11 protein-coding genes and 3 pseudogenes are annotated in these 18,950 nt (G+C 65.4%); 5 read left to right on the plus strand and 9 right to left on the minus strand.

Annotated elements, in window-relative coordinates:
- Positions 1–61: 61 nt before the first annotated feature.
- The 3 genes from RIU96_RS06980 to RIU96_RS06990 form a co-directional block, all read right to left on the minus strand.
- Positions 62–3,823, minus strand: a complete 3,762-nt coding sequence (locus tag RIU96_RS06980; protein ID WP_311204804.1) for a multifunctional oxoglutarate decarboxylase/oxoglutarate dehydrogenase thiamine pyrophosphate-binding subunit/dihydrolipoyllysine-residue succinyltransferase subunit — start codon at positions 3,821–3,823, stop codon at positions 62–64.
- 89 nt (positions 3,824–3,912) lie between these two features.
- Positions 3,913–7,569 carry an ABC transporter ATP-binding protein gene (locus tag RIU96_RS06985; protein WP_144741732.1) on the minus strand — a complete coding sequence of 1,219 codons (3,657 nt, stop codon included), beginning with the start codon at positions 7,567–7,569 and terminating at the stop codon, positions 3,913–3,915.
- The gene (locus tag RIU96_RS06990; RefSeq protein WP_144741734.1) at positions 7,562–8,506 is read right to left on the minus strand and encodes a hypothetical protein; all 945 of its coding nucleotides are present in this window, start codon (positions 8,504–8,506) and stop codon (positions 7,562–7,564) included. The genes RIU96_RS06985 and RIU96_RS06990 overlap by 8 nt, the downstream gene beginning before the upstream one ends.
- Positions 8,507–8,676: 170 nt before the next feature.
- On the opposite strand from RIU96_RS06990, the gene RIU96_RS06995 reads away from it, so the two are divergent.
- Together RIU96_RS06995 and RIU96_RS07000 are read left to right on the plus strand one after the other, a co-directional pair.
- Entirely contained in the window at positions 8,677–10,251 is a 1,575-nt protein-coding gene (locus RIU96_RS06995; protein WP_144741736.1) for a carboxylesterase/lipase family protein, read from the plus strand.
- A 92-nt stretch (positions 10,252–10,343) separates the two neighbouring features.
- Positions 10,344–11,189 (plus strand): annotated as a pseudogene (locus RIU96_RS07000) (DNA primase); the annotation flags it as partial.
- Between the two features lie 170 nt (positions 11,190–11,359).
- On the opposite strand, the gene RIU96_RS07005 reads toward RIU96_RS07000, so the two are convergent.
- Positions 11,360–11,845, minus strand: a complete 486-nt coding sequence (locus RIU96_RS07005; RefSeq protein WP_006840684.1) for a hypothetical protein — start codon at positions 11,843–11,845, stop codon at positions 11,360–11,362.
- A gap of 221 nt (positions 11,846–12,066) precedes the next feature.
- Here RIU96_RS07005 and RIU96_RS07010 point away from each other — a divergent pair, with 221 nt between their 5' ends.
- From RIU96_RS07010 to RIU96_RS07020, 3 genes are read left to right on the plus strand one after another with little or no spacing between them, the layout of a single operon-like run.
- Positions 12,067–13,263, plus strand: a complete 1,197-nt coding sequence (locus tag RIU96_RS07010) for an MFS transporter (RefSeq protein WP_144778849.1) — start codon at positions 12,067–12,069, stop codon at positions 13,261–13,263.
- On the plus strand, positions 13,260–14,243 hold the full coding sequence (locus RIU96_RS07015; protein WP_144823550.1) for a nucleoside hydrolase: 984 nt from the start codon (positions 13,260–13,262) through the stop codon (positions 14,241–14,243). Before RIU96_RS07010 ends, RIU96_RS07015 begins: the two co-directional genes overlap by 4 nt.
- A gap of 48 nt (positions 14,244–14,291) precedes the next feature.
- Positions 14,292–14,600 carry a hypothetical protein gene (locus tag RIU96_RS07020; protein ID WP_136651853.1) on the plus strand — a complete coding sequence of 103 codons (309 nt, stop codon included), beginning with the start codon at positions 14,292–14,294 and terminating at the stop codon, positions 14,598–14,600.
- 12 nt (positions 14,601–14,612) lie between these two features.
- Here RIU96_RS07020 and RIU96_RS07025 read toward each other — a convergent pair whose 3' ends face one another.
- The 5 genes and pseudogenes from RIU96_RS07025 to RIU96_RS07045 form a co-directional block, all read right to left on the minus strand.
- On the minus strand, positions 14,613–15,665 hold the full coding sequence (locus RIU96_RS07025) for an FAD-dependent oxidoreductase (RefSeq protein WP_311204805.1): 1,053 nt from the start codon (positions 15,663–15,665) through the stop codon (positions 14,613–14,615).
- 175 nt (positions 15,666–15,840) lie between these two features.
- Entirely contained in the window at positions 15,841–16,110 is a 270-nt protein-coding gene (locus RIU96_RS07030; RefSeq protein WP_311204806.1) for a hypothetical protein, read from the minus strand.
- Between the two features lie 112 nt (positions 16,111–16,222).
- Positions 16,223–16,516, minus strand: a pseudogene (locus tag RIU96_RS07035) (integrase core domain-containing protein); the annotation flags it as partial.
- Positions 16,517–16,520: 4 nt separating this feature from the next.
- On the minus strand, positions 16,521–17,939 hold the full coding sequence (locus tag RIU96_RS07040; protein ID WP_311205181.1) for an IS30 family transposase: 1,419 nt from the start codon (positions 17,937–17,939) through the stop codon (positions 16,521–16,523).
- A 73-nt stretch (positions 17,940–18,012) separates the two neighbouring features.
- Positions 18,013–18,932, minus strand: a pseudogene (locus RIU96_RS07045) (IS3 family transposase); the annotation flags it as partial.
- Positions 18,933–18,950: the final 18 nt, after the last annotated feature.

Raw genomic sequence — 18,950 nt, forward strand, 5'->3', positions numbered from 1 at the left:
TTTTACTCCTTGTCGGAGGCGAGGGGGCGCGGCCGAAGTTGCGCGCGGGAAGTAGTCGGGCTTAGTCGGCGAAGGCTTCGTCGATGAGCTGCTTTTCTTCCTGCTGGTGCACCTTGGCAACGCCGGTGGCGGTGGTGGACTGGGAGCGGCGCGAGACGCGGACCATTTCCGGCATGTCGGCCACGAAGTTGCGCAGGTGCTCGTTGTAGAACGGCCACGGTCCCTGGTTGGCCGGCTCATCCTGGACGAAACGGATCTGCTGAGCGTTCGGGTAGTTGGCAAACGCATCGGAAAGGCGGTTGAACGGGATCGGGTGCAGCATCTCGATGCGGATGATCGCCACGTCGTCGCGCTTGTCCTTCTGGCGGCGCTTGTCAAGCTCCCAGTAGATTTTTCCGGAGCACAGCAAGATGGTCTTCACCTTGGAGTGGTCGGCGCCCTCGACCTTCTTATTGCCGCGGGCAACGAAGAAGGGGTCGTCGATGACGGACTGGAAGCGGTTGACCTCGATGAAGTCGGCCGGCTGAGACACGGCCGCCTTGTTGCGCAGCATGGACTTCGGTGTGAACACAATCAGCGGGCGCTTCATGTTGCCGAGTGCCTGGCGGCGCAACAGGTGGAAGTGATTGGCCGGGGTGGACGGCTGGGCAATGGTCATCGAGCCCTCGGCGACGAGCTGCAGGAAACGCTCGATGCGCGCGGAGGAGTGGTCCGGGCCCTGGCCCTCGTAGCCGTGGGGCAGAAGCGAAATCAGGCTCGAGAGCTGACCCCACTTGGTCTCACCTGAGGAGATGTACTCGTCGATGATGGTCTGACCACCGTTAGCGAAGTCGCCGAACTGCGCCTCCCACGCCACCACGGCGTCAGAATTGCCCACCGTGTAGCCGTACTCGAAGCCAAGGCCGGCGAACTCGGTGAGCGCCGAGTTGTAGACGCCGAAACGGCCGCCGTTGTCGGACTCCATCGCGCTGTGGTCGAGCGGGTTGAAGCTCTCGCCCGTCTCCGGGTCGTAGAGCACCGCGTGGCGCTGGGTAAACGTGCCGCGCTGGGAATCCTCGCCGGCGAGGCGGACGAACTTGCCCTCCTCGGCGAGCGAGCCGAAGGCGAGAAGTTCGCCCCAGCCCCAGTCGATGTCGCCCTCGGTGAGCGAGGCGCCGCGCTTCTTCAAAACGGAGTTCAGCCGCTTGTTCGGCGTGAAGTCCTCCGGCAGGTTGGCGTAAGCCTCGGCGAGCCGCGCGAAAGTCTCCTCGGTGATGTTGGTGTCCAGCCCGCGGGTCAGGCTCTGCGCCTCCGTGATGCCGGTCTGCTCGCTCGGCTTGCCCTCGTTCGCCTTGACATCGGAGAAGACCGAGTCAAGCTGGTCGTGGAAGTCCTGGGCGGCGATCTCGGCCTCGTCGGCGGTGATGTCGCCGCGGCCGATGAGATCGTTGGTGTAGCGGGTGCGCACCGACGGGTGGGACTGGATCGCGTCGTACATCCGCGGCTGGGTCACCGTCGGGTCGTCGGCCTCGTTGTGGCCGCGCAGGCGGTAGCAGATCAGGTCGATGAAGACATCCTTGCCAAACTCGCGGCGGTACTCCGTGGCCAGCTGGGCGACCCAGGCGGCAGCCTCGGGGTCATCGCCGTTGACGTGGAAAACCGGGCAGTCGAAGCCCTTGGCCAGGTCGGTGGCGTAGTAGGTGGAGCGGCCCGAATCAGGAGTGGTGGTAAACCCGATCTGGTTGTTGACCACGATGTGGACGGTGCCGCCGACGGAGTAGCCGGGCAGGTTGGACAGGTTCAGCGTCTCCTGCACCACACCCAGGCCGGCGAAGGATGCGTCGCCGTGCAGCATCAGCGGCACGATCGGGTGATCGGTGCGGCCGTGGCTGTGGCGCAGAAGGTCGTCCTTCGCGCGCGCGATACCCACCATGACCGGGTCGACGGCCTCGAGGTGGGAAGGGTTGGCGGCCAGGGAGACCTTGATCTCGCCGTCGCCGAACATCTGGATGTGCTCGCCCTCGAACCCGAGGTGGTACTTCACATCGCCCGAGCCGCCCTGTTGCGCCGACTGCATGTTGCCCTCAAACTCGTTGAAGATCGTCGAGACCGGCTTGCCGACGATGTTGAACAGCACGTTGAGGCGGCCGCGGTGCGGCATGCCGATGACAACCTCTTCGAGGCCCTGGCCCGCGGCGGTGTCGATCACGGCGTCCATCAGCGGGATCAGCGTCTCCGCACCCTCGAGCGAGAAGCGCTTCTGGCCCAGGTACTTGGTCTGCAGGAAGTTCTCGAAGGCCTCGGCGGCGTTGAGCTTCTGCAGAATGTACTTCTGCTCCGCGCTGGTCGGCTTGGGCATGCCCGCCTCGATGCGGTCACGCAGCCATTCGCGCTCGTCGCGGTCGAGGATGTGGGTGTACTCGGCGCCCACGTGCAGGGTGTAGGCGGCGCGCAGGCGCGAAAGCACCTCACGCAGCGTCATCGTCTCCTTGCCGCCGAAGCCGCCGACGTGGAAGGTGCGGTCTAGGTCCCACAGGGTCAGGCCGTGGGTTTCCATCTCCAGGTCGCGGGAGTCCGGCTTGGGCAGGCCGGGCTGCTCCCAGCGCAGCGGGTTGGTGTCCGCGATGAGGTGGCCGCGGGAGCGGTACGCCTCGATGAGCTGCATGACGCGGGTGTCCTTGTTGACGCCCGAGTTGGGCAGGTCCTGGGCCCAGCGCAGCGGCGAGTAGGGGATACCCATCGCGTGGAAGATGTCGTCCCAGAAAGCGTCGTCGATAAGCAGCTGCGAAATCGTGCGCAGGAATTCGCCCGACTCCGCGCCCTGAACCACCCGATGGTCGTAGGTGGAGGTCAGCGTCACGAGCTTGCCCACGCCGAGCTCGGCGAGGCGGTCCTCGGAAGCGCCGGCGAACTCTGCCGGGTAGTCCATCGCGCCGACACCGACGATGGTGCCGATACCCGTGGTCAGGCGGGGAATGGAGTGGCGGGTGCCGATGCCGCCCGGGTTGGTCAGCTGGATGGTCACACCCGAGAAGTCGTCCATGGTGAGCTTGTTGTCTCGAGCGCGGTTGACGATGTCTTCGTAACCGTCGACGAACTTATCGAAGCTGAGCTTCTCGCACTCCTTGATGGCGGCGACGACGAGCGCGCGGCTGCCGTCCTTTTGCGGCAGGTCGATAGCCAGGCCCAAGTTGATGTGCTCCGGCTGGACCACGAAGGGCTTGTTGTCTTTGACCTTGTAGTTGACGTTCATGCCCGGGTGGAGCTGGGCGGCCTTCACAATGGCGTAGCCGATGATGTGGGTAAAGGAGATCTTGCCGCCGCGGGTGCGCTTGAGGTGGTCGTTGACCAGCGCGCGGTTTTCAAACATGAGCTTGACCGGCATGTCCCTCACGGACGTTGCCGTCGGCAGCGACAAGGACTCGTCCATGTTCTTGGCAATGGCCTTGTAAATGCCCTTGAGCTGGCGCTCGCCCGGCTCGACGCTAACGTCCGCGATCTTCTGCAGCGGGGACTGCTTCGGCTTCGGAAGAACCTTGGAGCGCTTCGAGGCAGCTTCGGCAGCGGCCTGATCCACCTTGGTTTGGCGGCCGTCCTGGCTCGGTGCGCCGGTGGTTCTGGCCACCTTCGGGTCCGTCTTTTCGCGAGACTCTTTCGCGTCGCCGGCCTTCGCGGGACTCGGCGCGGGGGAGACGTTTTTGGCACCGCCTGCGGTCTGCGGTGCCCCGTTACGCTCGAAGAGTTCTCGCCATTCCGGGTCCACGGAGCTGGGGTTCTCCCGATACTGCTGGTACATTTCGTCGACCAGCCAGTCATTTTGCCCGAAAGTACTGTCGCTGCTCACGGCAGGTTCTCGCCTCTCTTCATTGTTTGATTGCGGTAACTTTTATCGACTCTAATTAAATGCCCCGGCGAGGGTTAACTCGCACCCCTTTAGCGGTGGATTGCCCACATGCGGGCATAGTGCCCACCGGTGCTAAGGAGTTCATCGTGGGTACCGTCTTCTATGATACGTCCTTCGTTGATAACGAGTATTCGGTCCGCTCGGCGCGCCGTCGCAAGGCGGTGCGCGACGATGACCGACGTGCGCCCCACGGTGGTGTGCTCGGCGGCGTCGAGCACGGCGCGTTCGGTGGCGGGGTCGAGGGTGGCGGTGGCTTCGTCGAGAAGAACGACGTCGGGGTGGAGCATTTCCGCGCGCGCCAGCGCGATGATCTGGCGCTGCCCGGAACTCAAGCCGCGGCCCCGCTCGCCAACGAGGTGGTTGAACCCACCGGGGATGGAAGCGATGATGTCGAGCGCGCCGATGCGCTCGACCGCGGCCTCGATCTCGGCTTCGGTGGCGTCGTTGACCCCGTAGGCGATGTTGTCGGCGACGGTGCCCGGAAACAGGTACGACTCCTGCGGAACCTGGGCCAGCGCTCGGCGCCATTCGCTCAGAGGAAAGCTCGCAATATCGCTTGACGACGCCCGCACCACGCCCCGGGTCGGGTCATAGAAGCGGGCCAGGAGCTTGACCACCGTCGACTTGCCGGCCCCGGTAGGTCCGACGAGCGCAACGGTGCGACCCGGCTTGAGGGTGAGGTTGACACCGGAAAGCACCGTGGTGGGCTCGGGCGCCTGCGGGTTGTAGGAGAAGCTGACGTTGTCGAAGCTTAACGGTCCGCGGGCGGCGGAGGCGGCGCCTGCGCTCGTCCCGGTGTCGGGCACGGTGGTGCGCGTGTCCAGCAGATCGGTGATGCGGCTGAAGCTCACCGTGGCCTGCTGCCAGGCGTCGAAGGTCTGCCCGAGCTGCTGGATCGGACCGTAGAGCTGGCCGAGGTACATGGTGAACGCGACGAGCACGCCGACGGAGAGCTCCCCGCTTTCCACCCGGCCGGCGCCGTAGCCGACGATCACGGCCGTCATCACCTGGGAGATCGCCTGCATGCCCGGGAAGTACAGGGCCAGCAGGTTGACCGACCTCATGCGGTAGCGGCGGTAGGTTTCGGATTCTGCGGCGAAGTCGGCTTCCGCGCCCGTCTCGGCGAGGTGCATCTGGGAGATGCGGATTCCGCCGATGAGCTCGGCGAACTCGCCGTTGACCAGCGAGACCTGGGCGCGCGCGGCGTGGTAATAACGCTTGGACAGGATGCGAAAGACCACGGTGGCGGCAACGATGACGGGCACCGCGAGCAGCGCGATGAGTGTGAGCCGGCCGTCGGTGGCCACCAGCATCACGGTCACGCCGATCAGCGTGCCCACCGCAACGATTGCCTGGGCGAGCCCGGTCTGCAAAAACGACGACAGTGTGTCGATGTCGGTGGTCATGCGCGTCATGATCCGCCCCGAGAGATGGCGTTCGAAGTAGCTCAAACCAAGCTGCTGCAGGTGCGCGTAGCTGCGCAACCGCAGGCCGTAAAGCAGGCGCTCACCCGAGCGCGAGCTCAGCACCGTCATCAGCACCTCGGCGGCCCAGGCGATGGCGACCACGCCGAGAGCCAGCGCGCCGACAGTCCACAGGGCGTCGGTGTCGCCCGGCGTGATGCCGCGGTCGATGGCCGCGCGGATCAGGGTGGGCAGGGCGAGGTCCGCCAGCACGCCGATGACGAGCAGGATCACGGTCGCCGCGATCAGCCAGCGCACGGCCTTGAACAGGTCCGCGACCTTGAAGGTGGACGTGGGTTCGCGCAGCTCCGCGACCTTGGTGTCGGCGAGGTTGGGCTGTTCGGTTGCGCGGGGCAGGGCGTCGACACGCGCGAGCAGCTCCTCGCTGGCGGCGATGGAGCTACCGGGGCCGCTGGTGTTGAAGTGCTCGCGGTACCCGTGGTCGACCTGCGGCCACAGTTCATCGTGAGACGGTTGCGTCCGTCTCGGGGCAGGGGCGTCTGGCGCGGGGTCCATCAGCGCGCGATAGGCGTCGAGGGCGACGATCTCCTCGCGGGGCCCGTCGGCGATGACGCGGCCGCGATCCATGATGACGACCCGGTCGGCATGGTCGACGGTGGACTGGCGGTGCGCCACCGCGATCATGGTCACCCCGCGCAGGTGCGTGCGCAGGTTGTTCAGGATGGCCGCCTCGTTGTCGGCGTCGATGGCGCTGGTGGCGTCGTCGAGCACCATCACGGCCGGGCGCGACAGCAGCGCGCGGGCCAGGGCGATGCGTTGGCGCTGGCCGCCGGAAAGCGTCAGGCCACGCTCGCCAACGAGTGTGTCGTAACCCTCGGGCAGGTTGTCGATGAACTGGTCGGCGCGCGCGAGCCGCGCGGCCTCGCGGACCTCGGCGTCGGTGGCCCCGGTGCCCATTGCGATGTTGTCGTGGATCGACGAGGAGAACAAGAAAGCCTCGTCGAACACGCAGGTGACCTTCGAGCGGATTGCCTCCAGGGTCATGCTGTCGTAGTTGGTGGGCGTCAGGGAGGCGTCGAGAAGCGAGACGCTGCCGGCGTCAGGGGTGTAGAACCCGCCGGCGAGCTGTACCGCCATGGACTTGCCCGCGCCGGCGGGGCCGATAACCGCGATGGTTTCACCGGGGGCCGCGGTCAGCGTCAACCCATCCAGCACCTGGTGGCCGCCGGTGGCGAAGTGAACGTCGTCGAAGCGGATGCCGACGCTTCCGGGCGGAGCTGGCTGGGGGGCTGCGGGATCGTCGCGCTCGGTGCGCAGAGTCAGAACCTGGTTGAGGCGATCGACCGAGCTCAAGCCCATCTGCAGGCGCACGTACTGGTTGGTCAGCATCGACAGCAACGACGACATCGAGGTCAGGTACGCGCTGAAAGCCACGAAGGCGCCAATCGTGATCGCCCCACTGACCGCAATCAGGCCGCCGGCGACGATCGTGATCACCAGGGCAATCTTCGGCAACTGGGAGAGCAGCGGCTGGAAGCGCGCCGTGAGTTTCGCCGCCCGCATCTTCACCGCGTACAGGTAGCGGCCCAGCTCGTCGAGGCGATCGATTTCGCGGTCTTCGCGCCCGAAGGCCTTGACCACCCGCACGCCGGAGACGGTCTGCTCGACGTGGCTGGCCAGATCCGCCGCGGTTTGCTGGTTGACCCAGGTCGCGGCGTAGAGCGCCGTGCGCGAACGGTTGGCCTCCCACAGGATCAGCGGCATCAGCGCCAACGACAGCAGCGTCAAGCGCACGTCCATGGTCAGCATGACAACGATCGTGGCCAGAAGCTGCAGAGCGCGGGTCACGAACATGGGCGCGGACCCGAGCACCATGTGGAACTGGTTGAGGTCCGTGATCGAACGCGACACGATCTGGCCGGTGACAATGTCATCTTGTCCCGGCCCGTCGAGGCGGTGCAGGGTTTTCAGCAGGCCGACGCGCACCCAGTGCTGGGAGTTCGTCGCCAAAAGCCCCGAGGACCAGCGGCGCATCCAGCTAAGGGCGTAGGTTAGCAGCGCGAGACCCACCATCGACCACGCGATCTCCCTGATCGAGCCCTGGGCCGCACCCGTGGCGACGTCGATCGCGCGACCCGTCAGCGCGGGCAGGGCGACCTGGGCGAAGGCAGCCAAAAACGCTGTGCCGAAGGCGAGGTAGGCGGCCGCCTTGTTTTCGCGGACGACGCGGCGCAGCAGCGACGCCTCGCGCGGCCTAGCCACGGTTGCGTCGAGCGCGGGTGCGCTTGTTATCGCCGGTGTCGCTCGTGTTGTCGGAATCGGACTTCTGGCCGCCGACCGCGCCCGCGATGAAGCTCAAGAAGGCGCGCGGGTTTTTCGCGCGCTTGACCATCTCTTGCTCCTCCGCGGACGCCTCGGCGGGCAGCTCCTGGGCAAACCGCGGCGGCAGCGGGCCGAGGGAGGCCGAGACATTGTCGCTGACGACGGTGGCGAGCTTGCGGTTGGCGATAGTACCCGCCACCGCGCCGATGCCCAGCGGCAAGAACTTGCCCAGCCAGGTGCGTCGCAGCCGTTTCGTCACCGAGCGCAACGCGGTGCGGGTGAGGATGTTGTTGGCCTCCACCAGCGTCGGCCCGGAAAAGCGCGAGAGCATGTTGGTGCGGGTGAATTTGCCGCCGCTGCCGAGGACGGAATCGACCACGGCGAGGCCCTGGGTGCCGGTGAGGGTGACCAATACGACGGCGCGGCGGCGCTCCGGGTCGTCGATGTCGATGCCGCGCAAGTAGGCGCTGGCCACGGTGTAGAACGCGGCGATGTCCAAGAAGACGACCGACTCGCCGGCGATGGCGGCGGCGCCGGTGATCAGCCCGATGCCGGGAACAGCGGCGGCGAGTCCGGCGCCCGCGCCGGTGCCGGAGACAGTGGTGCGGAAGTGGCGGTCCATCTTCGCCTGCACTTCGGCGGGGGAGGCGTCTGGGTTTTGGCGGCGCAGCCAGTTGACGTGGGCCTTGATGCTGCCCGACTGCAGGTGAACGGCCTTGTCCACCACGGCAATGAAGCTCTTGCCGATGCGGCCGGCCTCATCCTCCAAGGTCTTTGAGTCGGAGTTGAAAGCGTCGGTGATGACTTCCTTCACCTGGGCGTCGTCGACGGAGCCGGTGCTGTTATTGCGAGGGGAGTCCGAGCGCCCGCCAATCATTGTGTTCTCCTTGGTTAAGTCAATTAAACTCGCCCCAGTTCAAAAGATTGGGCGCACATGTACCGTCCAGCGCGCTGATACGCGCAATCATTCCCACGGTAACCCTTTTGTGAGAATCGCATGGAAGCATTGCTGTGCACAAGTATCGGTTGAATGGCAAGGAGGCCCGAGTGTCACAACCCGAGGTACGCACCACATCAGGTGTGGTACGCGGCGTTGTCGACCCGATGACGGGGGCGCGAACGTGGCGGGGCGTGCCGTTCGGCGATTCCACCGCCGGCGCCCAGCGTTTCCGCGCCCCGCGGCCGGCGCCGGAGTGGGAGGGCGTGCGCGACGCGTCCGTGTTCGCGCCGCCTGCGATGCAGACCACGTTCAGCTTCAAAGACAGCGTGATCGGCTCCGAGGACTGCCTCTCTCTCGACATTGTGCGCCCTGATACCGACGACGTCTTGCCGGTGGTGGTGTACTTCCACGGCGGTACGTTTATCACCGGTTCGTCGCACGAAAAGGTGCTGCAGGGGCACTTCTTGAGCCAGGCGACGGATGTGGTGTACGTCTCGGTCAATTTCCGGCTCGGCGTTCTCGGGTACTTGGACATGCGCTCGGTGGGAGGCGATTGCGTCGCCAACCCGGCGATCCACGACCAGGTGCTGGCGCTTCGCTGGGTGCACGAGAACATCGCCGCGTTCGGCGGCGACCCGGACGCGGTGACGCTGATGGGGGAGTCGGCTGGCGGGGCTGCGGTGCTGCACCTGATGTGTGCCCCGGCGGCGCGCGGGCTGTTTCATCGGGCGATCGCGCAGTCGCCGCCGTCGGCAAGCGTGCACTCGCGCGTCCAGGCCGCGATGTGGGTGCGCAGGCTTATCGACGGCCTCTCCATGCCCCGGACCACAACCCTGTCCGACCTGCGCGACGTCGACGCCGCTGAGCTCGTGCGCGTGGGCCGCTCAATGATGCTCACCGGCAAGGAGGTCGTGCAGTTCAACACGGCGTTCATGCCCACGGTCGACAACGCGACGCTGCCGGCACACCCCATCGACATGTTCGAGGACGGCCAACAGGCCGCGGTTCCGCTGATCATCGGAACGAACTCGGACGAGGCGAGTTTCGCCAAAGCGATGTACCAGACAACAAAATCGCGCCAGCGCGCCGCGCGCCGGGCATTGGAGGCGTTCGATGCGGACAACGCGCACCTCGTAATGGAGGCGTACGGGTACGCGGGCGGGCGCGCGGAGTTCGCGGACCTGATCGCTGACGCTGTGTTCTGGGCCCCGTCGGTGATGCTGGCCACGGCGCACCGGCGGCTGGCGTCGACGTGGATGTACCGCTTCGAGTACGCCTCGGCGACGATGCGCAGGCTGGGTCTGGGTGCGATGCACTCGGCGGACCTGGTCGCTGTGTTCGGGGACCCGCACTCCACCCGCATGTCCAAGTTGGACCGATTCGGCTCCCGCGAGGCGTTCGCCGAGGTCAGCCGAACCATGCAACGGCATTGGGGGAGTTTCTTCCACACCGGCCGGCCGGGCGAGGAATGGCCGGAGTATGGATTCCGGCGCGACGATATCCCCGGGCGTGCGACCGCGGTCTTCGGTGCCGAGAGATTCGTCGAATACGACCCGAAGAGCTCGAAGCGCCTGGCCTGGGAGGACTTCGATATGCGCGAGTGGGGCAACAACCGCGGGGAGCTGATGGAGTCGCTGGCAGAGTTCTTCGGGTTCGACTTGCCGGACACTGACGACGAGTAGAGCGCGAGGTGCGCGCGCCCGGCTATTCGGGGCTAGGCTGGGGCCGTCATGAGGACACTCTTCAGCCACCCACTTGGAAGGAATGGTTCGCCGTGAGCTTTTTCGAGGATATCGCCGCCGCCCTTGACCGTGACGGCATTGAATCCCGCGTGCACGATGAGACCATGTTCGTGCCCATTACTGCCGAAGTGGAAATCCAGTTCGTGGAGATCGACCCGCACCTGCCTGCGGCGAACGTCTACATTGCTGCGGCCGACGTCGACGAGGACGACGACGAGTTCGAGGCCGTTTTGGTCTCGGTCGTGTTCTCAGTCGAGGACGCGGTGGCAACGGTTGCGGAACACGTGGCGACGGACCAGGTAGTGACCGTGCTGCGCGACCTTCACGAGGCCACCGATGAGCGCATCAGTGATCTGGAGTTCTTCCCGGACCCGGTGAATACCCAGCTCATGCGCGCGGAGGTCGGGGACAGTGCTGAACTGCAGGTCCTCGTTGAGGTTGTCGACGGGGAGCCGTGCGCCACCGTGACGTTCGTGGCCCTGTCGGATAACTACGACGATTTGATGGACGGCGCCATCGGTGAGCTGTGGGAGTCGGATGGGGATGCGGAGCTGACGGACGAGGATCGCTCGCGCTTGTTTGAAACCATCCACGCGGAGGCCGTTTCCGAGTCGGAGGTTCTTGCACTGGGCAAGTTCACCGATTTCGATCGCCTCTTTGACGTCCTCTCCCTCGCAGCCGACCAGGCGGAGGAGTGGGAGTCGCATTTACTGCCCGTGGAGGACGGGTTTGACGAGCCGGAGGTCTACGACATCTTCGGCCGCGATGGGCTCGACGAGGAAATCGACGGTGCCGACGACGGTGCCGACGACGTTGCTGGCTCCGATGACTTGGACGAGTTCGACGACGATGACGACGATGAAGACTTCGACGATGATTTTGACGAAGATGAAGATGACGCGGTAGATGCGGATGACACGCGCATCCCGAACGCCACTGCCGCAGTGGCGCCGGATGCGTCGGACGCGGCCTCGGCGCGCCGCGTCCATAAAACCGACATTGACCCGAACACGCAGGTTCCGGTCACCGACGAGGTATAGGGGGCGTCCTACGCGGCCGTCATCCCGTCGAACATCGACGGGGGTGAGGACACGGGCGTGAAGTGGGCGTCGACAAGCCAGACGTAGGTGACCGCCTTGGGCGAGGCGATCTCGTGCACCGCGGCTGCGTAGTCCTCGGTGACTAGTGAGCGGATCCACGCCTCTGCCAGGTGGGGATCAACAATCGCGCCTGAGGTGTCAGTGAAGCGGACCTCGATGAGGTAGGCGGGCACGTGTGGCTCGCCCCACCCTTGTATCCGGGCACGTGCACGTGGCCCAACGCGGCGACGTGTGACCGCCGCTGCAAGAAGCGGGCCGCCGCGGTGGGCGGGGAGGTTTTTCACCGGCGGGCGCCACGCCGCCGTCGGCCGGGCGAGCGAGCGCGGATGGTGGATGATGCTGTGCAGGTCGTCGATGGCGAGCGGGTGGCGCGACGAAATGTCTGATGCAATTTGGGACGGGGTGGATGCGATGTAATCAATGTGCTGTGTCATGGCACTGAAGTTAGATCAACGGTGCGACACGGCTTTCGTGCCGTTAGAACATGTGGGCGAATCCTTGCCGGGGCCGGTCGCCTGAGGTCTAGCAGCTATACCTCAGCGCCCGAGATCCTTGCGCGATGGCCCCGGTCTCACCGCAATGAATCCGTCGACGCCCACTAGCCCGACCTCCATGAATTACACCGGAGACGGAAACGGGCTAGCCTGACACCGATATGTCTGAACATCTCACACCCGTGCCGAAGATCCCGCGCACAATCTGGGTTCTCACCGCAGCGGCGTTCATCATTGCCCTTGGCTACGGCTTCATCGCCCCGATCCTGCCGCAGTTCACGGCCAGTTTCGGTGTTTCGATGGTAGCCGCGGGCGCGGTGGTGTCGGTTTTCGCCGCCGCTCGGCTCATCGGCGCACCGGGCGCGGGCATCTTGGTGGACAAGGTGGGGTCGCGACCCGTCTACATCACCGGACTACTGATCGTCGCCGTCGCGACGTTCCTCGTCGCTTTCGCACAGGCGTACTGGCATGTTTTCGTGCTGCGGTTTATCGCCGGGTTCGGGTCGACCATGTTTACCCTCTCCGCGCAGGCGCTGATTGTGCGCGTCGCGCCACCGATGATCCGCGGCCGGGCCAGTGCCGTTTACGCCTCGGCGTTTCTGTTGGGCAACATCATTGGCCCGGTTATCGGGGCGCTTTTGGCGTCGTTAGGTTTCCGCATTCCCTTCGCCGTTTACGGCATCGGCGTGGGCGCGGCCGCCATCATGGTGTGGATCCTCACTTCGACACCCAGGGGGCGCGTCGTCCTGCCGCCGAAGCTGCCGCCGATGCGGTTGAGCGAAGCCATTAGTCTGCCCACGTACCAAAGCCTGCTCACCTCTGGTTTTGCCAACGGCTGGGCGAACTTCGGTGCCCGGGTTTCGGTGCTGCCCCTGTTCGCGGCCAGCGTGTTCGCCAACGGTTCGGCCGCGGCGGGTCTGGCGCTCACGGCCTTTGCCCTGGGCACCGCGGTCACCCTGCAGTTCTCGGGCAGGCTTGCCGACGCCGTCGGCCGCAAACCCCTCATCATCGCGGGCCTCGCCGCCACGACTGTGTTCACCGGCTCTCTCGGCCTGGCCACGCACGTGTGGTCGCTGCTGCTCCTGTCGGTCCTCGCGGGAGTGGGCGGCGGGTTAATGAACCCGGCGCAGCAGGCCACGCTGGCGGACCTGATCGGCAACGAGCGCTCCGGTGGCAAGGCGCTTTCCACGTTCCAGATGACGATGGATGCGGGCCAGATTTGCGCCCCTATTGTCGTCGGCATGCTCGCGGAGGTCTATGGTTTTGGCGTCGCCTTCGCCTCGTGCGGGGCGCTGACGCTGGCGTCGCTGATTGTGTGGCTGCTGCGTGGACAAGAGACCCGAAAGGAGCTGGCATGAAGCGCGTCGTGTTAGATTGCGACCCCGGAATCGACGACACTTGTGCGCTGATCTACCTGGCGGCCTTGCACCACGAGGGCAGTGTGGAGCTGGAGGCTGTGACCACCACGTCCGGCAACGTCGAGGCCACCCAATGCGCGGTTAACGCCGCGTGGGTGCTAGCCCAGTGTGGCCTGCGCACGATCTCGCTCGCGGCAGGCATGGCTAATCCGCTGGTCCTGCCGCTGACCACCACACCGGAGACCCACGGTGAGACCGGCCTGGGCTACGTGTCCGCGCCCGCGCGCCACGTCGAAACCGACTGGGACATGTTGTGGTGCGACGCCATCGAGCGCGGCACGGACGATTTGCACCTGGTGGTCACAGGCCCCTTGACCAACCTCGCCGCTTTCCGGCGCCTGCACCCCTCGCATTTCGCCCAGCTCAAGCACATCACCGTGATGGGCGGGGCGATTGACTACCCAGGCAACACCACCGACACCGCCGAGTGGAACTTCTGGGTGGATCCTCACGCCGCCAGCGAGGTGTTCGCGCACACCGCGGTCCCCATCACCCTGTGTTCGCTGGGCGTAACGGAGCGCATGGTGCTCACTCCGGAGACGCTCGCCACCGCGATCGACGCGCTCGGCCCGGCCCCGATAGCGCGCGACCTCGGCGAGATCCTGCGCTTTTACTTCGAGTTTCACGAGCTGGAAAACCTGGGCTATGTCGCCCAGGTCCACGACCTGCTCACCGCCATGGTCGCGCTCGGCACGGTGCTTTTCGACGCCCCTTCGACCACAATCTCGGTTCACAGCGACGACGATGACCAGCGTGGAACGAGCACGATTGTTAGCGGGAAAGCCAACGCGTGCGTCGTCGCACGCGCCGATGTCGACGCAGCTCATCGCGAGTTTGTGCGGGCCTGCGGAGTGCACGCGAGGTTCTTCGGCGGCAGCGCTGATCTCGACGCCACGCGCCATGCCCGCGCAGAGGACTAACCATCCCGGCCCGCCAGCCGTGTGGGCTTTTGCGGTAAGAATGGCAGTATGACTACTTACACAACTAACGTCGAGGTCGATGTCCGCAACGTGGACGAGGCGGCCGCAACCGTCAACACTTCTTCCGCCGCCGCTTTCGTCTTTGAGCAGCTTATTCAGCGCGCCGGAACCTCCGGGGCGATTAGCGCCGCCGGGGACGCCACCGGCGACACCTTCCCGGTGAAGGTGGAGGCGGCCAACGTCAACGATGCCGACGATCGGCTGAACGACACCTTCCGTCCCCGCCTGGTCGACGGGGTTGATTACGCGATTTCCTGGACCCTGCCGCGCACCGCCACCGGCGGGTTCTTCGACTAGTTCTTCTGCCGCTTAGGCCTGCACACCCGCCGCCGCGAGTGCTTTTCGGGCGGCGGGTTCTGCAGCTGCGCGGTCCGCGGCAACCAGCCCGATGCGGGTGCGTCGGTCAAGGATGTCGTCCACGCTTATCGCGCCCTCGTGGGTGACCGCGTACGAGAGTTCCGCCCTGGTGATGTCAAGACCCGCGATGCGCTCCGTGGCGTTGGCGAGGGCGCAGGCGGCGAGCACGTTGCACGCCTCTGCGCCGTAGCGTTCGACCAGCGAGCGGGGCGGCATAGTCGCTACTGCGCTTGCCGTGGCGATGTTGCCTGAGCTGCGCGGCGAGCGTTCGAGGGAGGCGCCGACGAGGGCGATGCTCTTCGTCGAGCATGGCGCCGGATTGCAGCTGAGGTGGGTGCTGACGGAGTCGTCGTCAAGCAGCTCGTCGATGGTTTGCTCGGCCATCAGCCGGTACTCGGTGAGCTTGCCGCCGGTGACGGTAACAACGCCGTCGTTGTTCAGGATCAGGTGCTCGCGCGACAAGTCAGCGGTGCTGCCGACATCGGAGGCCGAGCGCAGCTGCGCCAGCGAGCACAGCCCGGCGAAGGCGCCGAGGACGTCGTCGGTGGTCAGGGTCGTCTCAAGCCCCTGGTTGACCACGTCCAAGATCCACTGCACGTCGGACTCGGGCGCCTCGGTCACGTCGGCGAGCTGCGCCTTTTCGTCGGTCAGGCCGATGTAGCAGCGCCCGAGCTGGTTCGGCAGGATGAAGCAGAAGCGGTTGATGGAACCGGGCACCGCCACAGTCAGCGCGCCGGTGGGGTTGCCCACCTTTTCGGCGTCCACCACGATGTGGGTGCCGCGGCTGGGGGTGACGGTGACGTCGCTTTCGATGTCGCCGGCCCACACGCCCGTGGCGTTGACGACTCCGGCCGCGGACACCTCGCGGGTGCGATCGTTCAAGGTCAAGGTGACAGTCTTGAAACCGTCCGTGCGTCCCGGCGCCACCCGGGCGCGTGCATGGGTGAGCACGTCCGCCCCGTAGCCGGCGGCGGTGCGGGCTAGGGCGGTGACGAGACGCAACACGCTTGTCGAAGGCGACGGGATCAGTTTCTACCGCGCTTCTCACGTTCGTATCGAGATGGACATGGAGATGAACTGCTACGCCGACGGCTATCTGATGGCCCCGCTGCCAATCGAGCTGGAGATCGTCCCGGGCGCCGGCCGCTACCTCGTCCCGCGCCCGTATAACCGGGGGCGGTTAGCGCGGCAGCGGGGCAGCGGCCGCCTGGGCGGCGACAACGCCGTTGGTGCGGCCGTTGCCCTGGGGAGCGTAGCGCCCCTGATCGGTGTGGCTGGCCACACCGTGGCCGCCATCGCTGGTGGCCTTCTTCTTCGACCCACCGCTGGTGATGGAGCGCACGAGGCTGCCAGCCAGCGCCGGGTAACGCACCTGGGCGTACGTCATGACCCGGTTGTTCACCGCGCCGGTCAGCTGCTGGACGGCGTTGGGCTTTGGTGCTGCACTCATGGGGGCCTCCTTCGAGATAGATATTGCTCCGAGTTTAGAGCACTATCCCGGCCTAGTTGGCCACGCCGATCGATTGGGCCCGACCCCTGGAAAGTAGACACAGGGGATTTAATCAGGAAGCAGACTTGAGCATAACAGGGCAACGCTCCTCGAACACCGCTGGAGCGAGATATCTGCACCAGGAATGCCGACGAGTCGTGTTGTAACGGGTACACCAGCGGAAAACATCCCGGCGACAGACAAGCTGACTGGAAAATACCTTCGCGTCCTGGAGGACCTCACGCTTCAATGCGGCGTTGAAGGACTCCGCCAAGGCGTTGTCAGCACTGCTACCGATCCCGCCCATCGACTGCCGGATCCCCAGCTGCGTACACGTCTCCTGGAACGCGTGCGAGGTGTACACGGCAGGTTCAACCGGTGGTTGCAACACCGGCCTGTTTCAGGGATTGTAGTGCTTCACCGAAGACTTCGGCGGGGGTCTTCCAGCCGAGGGTCTTGCGGGGTCTGTTGTTGAGGGTGTGGGCCACCGCTTCGAGGTCGTCTGCGCTCCAGCGGGACAGGTCGGTGCCCTTGGGGAAGTACTGACGTAGCAGGCCGTTGGTGTTCTCGTTGGTGGGCCGTTGCCACGGGGAGTGCGGATCAGCGAAGAACACCTTGGTGCCAGTCTCAAGAGTGAACGCGGCATGTCCTGATAGTTCCTTGCCGCGGTCCCAGGTGATCGTCTTGCGTAACTGCTGGGGCAGGGTCGTGATCGCAGCGGCCAGAGCCGCGTTCATCGCGACTGCACCGTAGCCGCCCAGCGCGGGGCCGTTCTTGACCGGAGGGTGCTCGCCCCAGCCGTCGAGGCGGGGCAAGCGGACCAGGATCGTCGCGCGGCTGCGACGCTCGACCAAGGTCCCGATCGCAGAGCGGCCGGTCCCGATGACCAGGTCACCTTCCCAGTGTCCTGGAACAGCGCGATCAGCGGCTTCTGCGGGGCGTTGGCTGATCACGACCTCGGCGCCGACATGACCGCCGGGTTTGTTCCGGGAACGCTCACGGGGCTGTCGCAACGCCCTGCCCGTTCGCAGGCAAGCCACCAGCTCACGCTTCAGCGCGCCGCGGCCTTCGATGAACAACGCCTGGTAGATCGCCTCATGACTGATACGCATTGACTCATCATCAGGGAAATCCAGCTTCAAGCGGTGACTGATCTGCTCCGGGCTCCAACTGGTGGCCCACCGTCGATCTTGCCGACGAGGCTTGTTCAACCCCTTCCACGTCGGCGTGACCGGCCCTTCCACCGGCGTCCCGTCCGGGCCAGTGACCTTCCCAGAGAGTCTGTCCTGGACATAGTCGCGAAGCCGCAGGTTGGCCACCAGCTTCACGGTCTTGGGTCGTTTCGCGGCCTCTTGGGCTTTCCATTGGGCCACCGTGGCGCGATACTCCAGCTTCCCGCTGCGGGTAGCAGCGTTGCGGCGCAACTCCCGACTGATCGTGCCCGGATCCCGCCCAAGGGTACGCGCGATCGACCGGACACCGCGTCCCTGAGCACGCAAGATCGCGATCTCCTCTCGCTCCTCGAAACTGAGATAACGACCAGTTGGCTCCGTCAACGTCAGCGGTGGCATACCGCCAGCGTGACGGAACCACCGTGATCCGACCGGCACCGACACCCCCACCGCCAGCGCTGCCTCCGCTGTCGTGACCCCGGCCGCGATCAGGCGCCAGAATTGTCGCTGCACCGCCCTCGATGGCTGCGGTCTGCCCGGAGAGCGCATTGCTGGCCGCAACGCCCGGTCCGCGCGCCACTGCCGCCGCATCCCCTCCGGGCCCTCGCTGGTCTTCATGCTCCAGTCCTTGGTCGCCATCCTTGAACACCTTTCTCACCTCAAGGTGTTGCGACGACCAGTTGAATCCGCCCACACTGCCGTGGTCCGAGTGAAAAACAGCGTTTTCCAGGCTCCCACGCTGGCCCTTCGCCATCACCACGGCGTCCTGAACCAGGGAAGTGCGCATGTGGTCGGCGATCGCGAAGCCGGCCAGCCGGCGGGAATAACAGTCGATGACGGTGGCGAGGTACATATTCGACCCGTCGGCAATCGGCAGGTAGGTGATGTCACCGACGTAGACCCGGTTCGGTGCCGGGGCGGTGAACTTCCTTCCCACGAGATCGGGGAACACCGGCTTCTTTCCCTCGGACACCGTGGTGGTTACCTTGCGTTTCTTCGAGTAGCCGAACAGCTTCAGCGAGCGCATGATCCGTGCGATCTTCTTGTGATTGACCGGGGCTGTAGTCGAGTTGTCGTTGAGTTCGGCTGTGATGCGTTTGGCGCCGTAGCAACCGCGTTCTTTTGTGAACACGGTCTTGACCCGGGCGCCGAGTACCGCGTCGCTGAGCAGGCGCTTCTTTCTGGTGGTGGAGGTCTTCTTCCACTTGTAATACGAGGACCGGTTGAGTTTCAGGACCTCGCATAACCGCTTAACCGAATGGCTGCTTTTGGCGTCATCAACAAACCGGAAGCGGATCACCAGTTCGTCTCTTCCGCAAAATATTTCGCGGCCTTGCGCAGAATATCGCGTTCCTCCCGGAGTCTGCGTACTTCTCGTTCCAGCTGGCGGATGCGTTCCGCTTCGGTCACCACGGTCGGTGTGTCAGAGCTGGAGGAAGAATCCGAGCTGCTGGTGCGGGCTCCGGTGCCGTATTTGCGGACCCAGATCTGGAGGGTGTTGCGGTTGACGCCGAGTTCGGTGGCGAGGGCGTTGATCGATACGCCGGGGGAGTTCTCGTAGAGGGCGACCGCGTCGCGGCGGAACTCCTCGGTGTAGGTCTTGATCGGCATGGTGGCAGGTTACCTTTC

Origin of the sequence: Corynebacterium sp. Z-1, assembly GCF_031844665.1 — a bacterium.
Lineage (GTDB): Bacteria > Actinomycetota > Actinomycetes > Mycobacteriales > Mycobacteriaceae > Corynebacterium > Corynebacterium sanguinis.

What these genes read in the sequence shown, in the direction of transcription:
- RIU96_RS06990 (WP_144741734.1), bottom strand. Translation starts at nt 8,506, where the DNA reads ATGATTGGCGGGCGCTCGGACTCCCCTCGCAATAACAGCACCGGCTCC.
- RIU96_RS07005 (WP_006840684.1), bottom strand. Translation starts at nt 11,845, where the DNA reads ATGACACAGCACATTGATTACATCGCATCCACCCCGTCCCAAATTGCA.
- RIU96_RS07010 (WP_144778849.1), top strand. Translation starts at nt 12,067, where the DNA reads ATGTCTGAACATCTCACACCCGTGCCGAAGATCCCGCGCACAATCTGG.
- RIU96_RS07015 (WP_144823550.1), top strand. Translation starts at nt 13,260, where the DNA reads ATGAAGCGCGTCGTGTTAGATTGCGACCCCGGAATCGACGACACTTGT.
- RIU96_RS07020 (WP_136651853.1), top strand. Translation starts at nt 14,292, where the DNA reads ATGACTACTTACACAACTAACGTCGAGGTCGATGTCCGCAACGTGGAC.
- RIU96_RS07030 (WP_311204806.1), bottom strand. Translation starts at nt 16,110, where the DNA reads ATGAGTGCAGCACCAAAGCCCAACGCCGTCCAGCAGCTGACCGGCGCG.
- RIU96_RS07040 (WP_311205181.1), bottom strand. Translation starts at nt 17,939, where the DNA reads ATGAAGACCAGCGAGGGCCCGGAGGGGATGCGGCGGCAGTGGCGCGCG.